This window comes from Sphingomonas sp. (assembly GCF_042091075.1).
In the GTDB taxonomy this organism is placed as follows: domain Bacteria; phylum Pseudomonadota; class Alphaproteobacteria; order Sphingomonadales; family Sphingomonadaceae; genus Sphingomonas.
Genome location: NZ_JBELIE010000187.1, coordinates 1 through 6048, shown reverse-complemented (window position 1 = coordinate 6048; position 6048 = coordinate 1). Strand labels below are relative to the sequence as shown.

General features: G+C 69.8%; 6 protein-coding genes. 3 read left to right on the top strand and 3 right to left on the bottom strand.

Translation table 11 applies throughout. The annotated features are described in order from the left end of the window. On the bottom strand, positions 1–889 hold an 889-nt coding region (gene sucC, locus ACFDSW_RS14740; protein ID WP_375251028.1), incomplete at its 3' end, for an ADP-forming succinate--CoA ligase subunit beta. Positions 890–1097: 208 nt separating this feature from the next. Between sucC and ACFDSW_RS14735 the strand changes: the two genes are divergently transcribed. The 3 genes from ACFDSW_RS14735 to ACFDSW_RS14725 all read left to right on the top strand — a co-directional run bounded on the left by ACFDSW_RS14735 (position 1098) and on the right by ACFDSW_RS14725 (position 4847). After that, the gene (locus tag ACFDSW_RS14735) at positions 1098–3767 is read left to right on the top strand and encodes an ATP-dependent DNA helicase (protein ID WP_375251029.1); all 2670 of its coding nucleotides are present in this window, start codon (positions 1098–1100) and stop codon (positions 3765–3767) included. 15 nt (positions 3768–3782) lie between these two features. Continuing rightward, positions 3783–4319, top strand: coding sequence for a histidine phosphatase family protein (locus tag ACFDSW_RS14730; RefSeq protein ID WP_375251027.1), 537 nt, complete (start codon positions 3783–3785; stop codon positions 4317–4319). A 93-nt stretch (positions 4320–4412) separates the two neighbouring features. After that, entirely contained in the window at positions 4413–4847 is a 435-nt protein-coding gene (locus ACFDSW_RS14725) for a PaaI family thioesterase (RefSeq protein ID WP_375251026.1), read from the top strand. Between the two features lie 19 nt (positions 4848–4866). Here the strand turns inward: ACFDSW_RS14725 and ACFDSW_RS14720 are convergent, their stop codons facing one another. After that, positions 4867–5556 carry a GIN domain-containing protein gene (locus ACFDSW_RS14720; RefSeq protein ID WP_375251025.1) on the bottom strand — a complete coding sequence of 230 codons (690 nt, stop codon included), beginning with the start codon at positions 5554–5556 and terminating at the stop codon, positions 4867–4869. Next, the coding region (locus ACFDSW_RS14715) for a GIN domain-containing protein (protein WP_375251024.1) at positions 5553–6048 on the bottom strand (496 nt) is incomplete at its 5' end. The genes ACFDSW_RS14720 and ACFDSW_RS14715, both read right to left, overlap by 4 nt.

Genomic DNA, 6048 nt, shown 5'->3' with positions numbered 1-6048 from the left:
GGAAGTTGGCCGGGAACATGCCGTTCAGCTTGATGATGTCCATCGTCGCCATCGCCAGGCCCGCGCCGTTGACCATGCAGCCGATGTCACCGTCGAGCTTGATATAGGCGAGGTCGTATTTCGACGCTTCCAGCTCGGCGGGATCCTCCTCGGTCTCGTCGCGCAGTTCCATCAGATCCTTGTGACGGAACATCGCATTGCCGTCGAAGCCCACCTTGGCATCGAGCACCATCAGCTTGTCGTCCTCGGTGACGGCGAGCGGGTTGATCTCGATCTGCGAGGCGTCGGTGCCCAGGAACGTGTCGTACACCTTGCCCGCCAGGCTCTGCGCCTGCTTGGCGAGATCGCCCTCCAGGCCCAGCGCATTCGCGACCGCACGGCCATGGTGCGGCTGGAAACCGGTCGCGGGGTCGACGTCAAAGGTGTGGATCTTCTCGGGCGTGTCGTGCGCCACGGTTTCGATGTCCATCCCGCCCTCGGTCGAAACGACGAAGGCGACGCGCCCGGTGGCGCGATCGACGAGCAGCGCGAGGTAGAATTCCTTGGCGATGTCGACGCCGTCGGTGACGTACAGGCGGTTCACCTGCTTGCCGGCCTCGCCCGTCTGGATCGTCACCAGCGTGTTGCCGAGCATCTCGGTCGCGGCGTGACGCACCTCATCCTCGGTCTTGGCGAGGCGGACGCCGCCCTTGCTGCCCTCGGGCAGTTCCTTGAACTTGCCCTTGCCGCGGCCACCGGCGTGGATCTGCGCCTTGACGACGTACAGCGGCCCGGGCAGCTTCTTCGAGACGGCGACCGCCTCATCCACGCTCATCGCGGCATAGCCGGCGGGTACGGGAACGCCGAACTTCGCGAGCAGCTCCTTGGCCTGATATTCGTGGATGTTCACGGGGCCGATCTCCCAGCAGTGATAGGGTCAAAGAAAGAGTCGCGCTGGCTAAAGCACACGGCTTGACGGGAATCCACCTCCTTCTTTGCAGATGCGAAGCGATAGCGACAGCGGGTGGGTGGTTGCCAAGCCGTACCGGCGGGGCCACCTGCGTCGGGTGTCCGCCCTGTCCTATCCCGCGCTTCATGCCAGTCATTCGGGCATCTGGATGGCTCGCGACGGGGAGACTCGCGCGCTGTCGCGCGGCGAGGCGATCCGGCTGGCGGCGGATACGCCCGCGATCCTGCTCAATGCCCCGCTGATCGGCCAGCGGCTGGGCTATGGCGATCTCTCGGGGCTTGACGTGCTAGAGCTGTTCGCCTTCCTCCATCCGGCGCGGTTCATGGTACCGACGCCCAAGGGGCTGGCGCAGGCCTGCGGTCTCGCTGTGCCGGGCCGCGACGCGGACGTCGCCCTGTTCCTGCTGGCGGCGGCCGAGCGGTTGCTGTCCGTCACCGACGGCGACTGGCCGGAGCGGGAGGGAGCGTGGACCGCCGCACAATCGCTGTCGCGGGCGCGCTGGGCATGGGCGCCGCTGATCGCGTCGCGGCTCGCCAAGCCGGCGACCAACGAGCGCTGGCTGTTCGCGCGCTTGCCGGAATGGAGCGAAAGCGCGCCGCGCCCCGCGCCCAGGACGGTGACGCTGGAGGACAATGCCGTGCTGGAGCGGCTCGACCGGCTGACCGGGCAGGGCGCGGAGGCGCGGAGCGGGCAGCGCGCCTATGCCAGTGCCGCCACCGCCGCCTTCGCCCCGCGGTTGGCGCGTGACACGCCCAACCTGATGCTGGCGGAGGCGGGCACCGGGATCGGCAAGACGCTGGGCTATCTGGCGCCGGCTTCCTTATGGGCCGAGCAGGCGGGCGGCGCGGTGTGGATCTCAACTTATACGAAGGCGCTGCAGCGCCAGCTGGGGTATGAAACGACCCGGCTCCATCCCGATCGCGCGATCCGCAAGGCGCGGGTGGTCACCCGCAAGGGGCGGGAGAATTATCTGTGCCTGCTGAACCTCGAAGACGCCTTGCAGGGCGGTTTCGCGGGGCGCGCCGCGATCCTCGCGCATCTGGTGGCGCGCTGGGCGGCCTATACCGACGATGGTGACATGGTGGGCGGCGATCTGCCGGGCTGGTTAACGACGCTGTTCCGCCGCAACGGCAGCACGGCGTTGACCGACCGGCGCGGCGAATGCGTCTATGCCGGCTGCCCGCATTATCGCAAATGCTTCATCGAGCGTGCGGCGCGAGCCTCGGCGGAGGCCGATCTGGTGATCGCCAATCACGCGCTGGTGATGGTCAATGCGGCGCGCGGCCGTGAGCTGTCGACGCGCCCGACGCGCTATGTCTTCGACGAGGGGCATCATGTCTTCGATGCCGCCGACGCGATGTTCGGCACCGCGCTGACCGGGCAGGAGACGATCGAGCTGCGCCGCTGGATCATCGGGCCGGAGGGCAGCGCCCGCGGGCGGCGGCGTGGATTGCAGGCGCGGCTGTCGGATGTCGCCAGCTATGACGAGCAGGGTGGGCGGGCGATCGGCGAGATCGCGGCCGCCGCCACATCGCTCGCCGCCGAAGGCTGGCTGGCGCGGATCGCGGAAGGGGCGCCGTTCGGCGCGATCGAGACGCTGCTCGCCGCGGTACGCGGGCTCGCTTATGCACGCGCCGAACAGGGGGCGGAGGCGGGCTATGGGCTTGAGACCGAACTGGCCGAACCGACCCCTGCGCTGATCGAGGCGGCGGCCCCCGCCGCGCACGCGCTCGACACGCTCGTGCGACCGATGGTGGCGCTGGGCAAGCGGCTGGAGGCGGTGTTGGCGGACGCGCCGGACTGGATGGACGGCCCCGCCCGCGCCCGCATCGAAGGTGCGATCGCTTCGCTGGGGTGGCGCGCGGGGACGGTCGCCGGCTGGCTGGCGCTGCTGGCGCGGGTCGGCGGCCCGGCGGATCCACGCTTCGTCGACTGGCTGGCGGTCGATCGAATCGAGGGCCGCGAGTTCGACATGGGGCTGCACCGGCGGTGGCTCGATCCCACCGTGCCATTCGCCGAAACGGTGCTGAAACCGGCGCATGGCGCGCTGATCACCTCCGCGACGCTGACGGCCGGTGGGGACTGGGACATTGCCGAAGCCCGCGTCGGCGCTCCGCATCTGCCCCGCCCGCCGGGACGGTTCAGCGTGGCGAGCCCGTTCGACTATGCGCAGCATGCCGAAGTGTTGATCGTCACCGACGTGAAGCGCGGCGATATCGCCGCGCTGGCCACCGCCTATGCGCGGTTGATCGAGGCGAGCGCGGGTGGCGCGCTGGGGCTGTTCACCGCGATCCGCCGGCTGCGCGCGGTGCATGCGCGGGTCGCCGATCGGCTCGCCCGCGCCGGCCTGCCGCTTCATGCCCAGCATGTCGATCCGGTCGATACCGGCACGCTGGTCGATATCTTCCGCGACGATTCGCATGCCAGCCTGTTCGGCACCGACGCGCTGCGCGACGGGGTCGATGTGCCCGGTCACTCGCTTCGCCTGGTGGTGATGGAGGGCGTTCCCTGGCCGAAGCCGACGGTGCTGCATGCCGCGCGGCGGCTGGCCGCCGAGGATCACGGCGGCGGCAGAGGCTATGACGACCGGATCGTGCGCGCGCGGCTGGCGCAGGCGTTCGGCCGGCTGATTCGCCGCGGCGACGATGCCGGCCTGTTCGTGCTGCTGTCGGCGGCGATGCCGTCGCGGCTGCTCGATGCCTTTCCGCCGGGTGTCCCGATCGTGCGCCTTCCGCTCGACGAAGCGGTCGATCGAGTGCGCAGCCGCCTTTCCTCGGCGACCGCGATCGGGCATGAGGCGCACATCGACCAAGGCTAACGGAGATCAGCACCGGTGAAGACGCTGACGCTGCTGCGCCACGCCAAATCGGGCTGGGACGATCCCGTCGCGCGCGATTTCGATCGCCCGCTCAACCCCAAGGGGCGGCGTGCCGCCACGACGATGGGGCGGCATTTGCGGTCGATCGGGTTGCGCTTCGATCGGGTGCTCGCGTCTCCGGCGGTACGGGTGCAGGAAACGCTCGAAGACGTCGGCCAGGGTTATGGCGCGCTGTCCCCCGAATGGGACAAGCGGCTGTATCTCGCCTCGGCGGCCAGCCTGCTCGACATCATCCACGAATGCCCCGCCTCCATCGCCTCCCTGCTGCTGGTCGGGCACAATCCGGGGCTGGAGGATCTGGTGCTGTTGCTCGCCCCCGACGAGCCCGGCACGCTTCGCGACTGTGTGGAGGAGAAATATCCCACCGCCACGCTCGCGGAATTGACGTTCGCGGTCGACGATTGGGCGCAGGTGGTGGCCGGCGGCGCGACGCTGACACGCTTCATCCGCCCCCGCGATGTGGATGCGACGCTGGGGCCGGAGAGCGCGTGACGCTCGGCCCGGATACCGGGGCGATTCGCCGCCGGCTTTGACAGCGCCGTCGACGGTCGCCACGTTTCTCCTTTGGCGGCCAGGGGGAGCGGGATGACCGGGGAAACGCAGACGCACGACCTGTCGCGCACGTTGGGGCTGGTCCGGGTGATCGAGATGGATCCGCTCGGTCGCGCGCGGCTGGAATATCATGCCGGTGCGCATATGTGTCATTCGGGCGGGGTCGTGCAGGGCGGTTTCGTCACCGGCTGGATCGACGCGGCGATGGCGCATGCCGCGATCGCGATGGCGGGCTCCGGCGTGGTGCCGATGACGCTTGAACTGAAGGTCAGCTTCTTCGCCCCCGCGCGCCCCGGCCTCGTGATCGCCGAGGCGTGGGTGGAGCAGCGCGGACGGCGCACCTGCTTTTTCGAAGGGCGCTTGCTCGATGGCGGGGGGAAGGTTCTGGCGAAGGCCAGCTCGACGCTGATGCTCGCGGAACGGGCGCGGGTGGAGCAGGCATCACAACAGGCGGTGGCCGAGGGATAGGGCGTGTCGACCGCTGCCGTCAGCGTCCGCACGTCACCTGCGCATCGCCGCTGCGCCGTACGGTGCAGGGCGATGGAGAGGTGACGGTGACGAGCGACGTGCCGGTGGCGTTGACGCTCGCGGCAAAGCGCGCGGTAGCTGTCACCTCCGCCGTATCGAGCGCCTGCACCGCTAGGCGGTCCACCGCCAGTCCGGCGGCGTGGAGCACGCCATGGCCGTTGGCGATCAGGCGAACGTCGCCGGCGCGCCCGGCAAGCGTCATCGCGCCATCGCCGACCAGCGTCGCGGCGAGCATCGGCGAGTCGATCTGCTCGATCGTGAGCGTGCCGCCCTCGGTGACGGACAGGTCGATCCGGTCGCCGCGCATCGCATCCACCGCCACCGTCGCCGCGCTATACAATGCCACGGCCGCGAGCCTGGGGGTGGAGACGGTAACGGTGGCGCGATCGTCCGCCGTGGCAGGCGCGGCCCCGCGCGGCTGGCGGATCAGCAGCGTGTCGCCATTTGCCACTACCGTCAGCCGCGCCAGGGTCGCCGCGTCGGACGCCGTCGCCCGCACGCCATTGCCCGCGCCGGTGACGATGCGCACTTCGACCGGCGCCTCCACTCGCACCCGTTCGATACTGCCGATGCTCCACACCCGCTCCGCCGCCACGGCGGGCGCCGCGATCAGCAGCCCCGGCAGGATCGCGATCGCGCCGCGCCTCACCGGCAATGGACGCTGCCGGAGCCCATCTTCGTGACGGTGCAGGTGGCGTCATTGCCAAGGTCGACCGAACCGGACCCCATCATCCTGACGTCGGCATTGCCGCGGATGGTGGCACGCACGTCTCCCGAGCCGGCCATCTCGATCGCGCCTTCCGATGCGACCAGCGCGGGCGCCGCGACGGTGCCCGACCCCGCCAGCTTGACCTCCAGCCGTTTCGCCTCGCCGGCGGCGGCGATATCGCCCGAACCCGCGATCGTCAGCCTCGCCTCGCCAACGCGAAGCCGCGCCAACCGCAGGTCGCCCGATCCCGCACTGGTGGCGGTGAAGGTGCCGCCCTCGATCCGGTCGACCGACATATTGCCCGAACCGACGATGCTTGCCGCCGACAAGGCGGGCAGCGTGACGTACACGCGGATAGCGTGATGGTCGGGAAAGATGCCGTTGCGCCGGCCGATCGATAGCTGGCCGTCCTTTCGAGTGATCTTGAGGCGA

What these genes read in the sequence shown, in the direction of transcription:
- ACFDSW_RS14735 (WP_375251029.1), top strand. Translation starts at nt 1,098, where the DNA reads ATGGCTCGCGACGGGGAGACTCGCGCGCTGTCGCGCGGCGAGGCGATC.
- ACFDSW_RS14725 (WP_375251026.1), top strand. Translation starts at nt 4,413, where the DNA reads ATGACCGGGGAAACGCAGACGCACGACCTGTCGCGCACGTTGGGGCTG.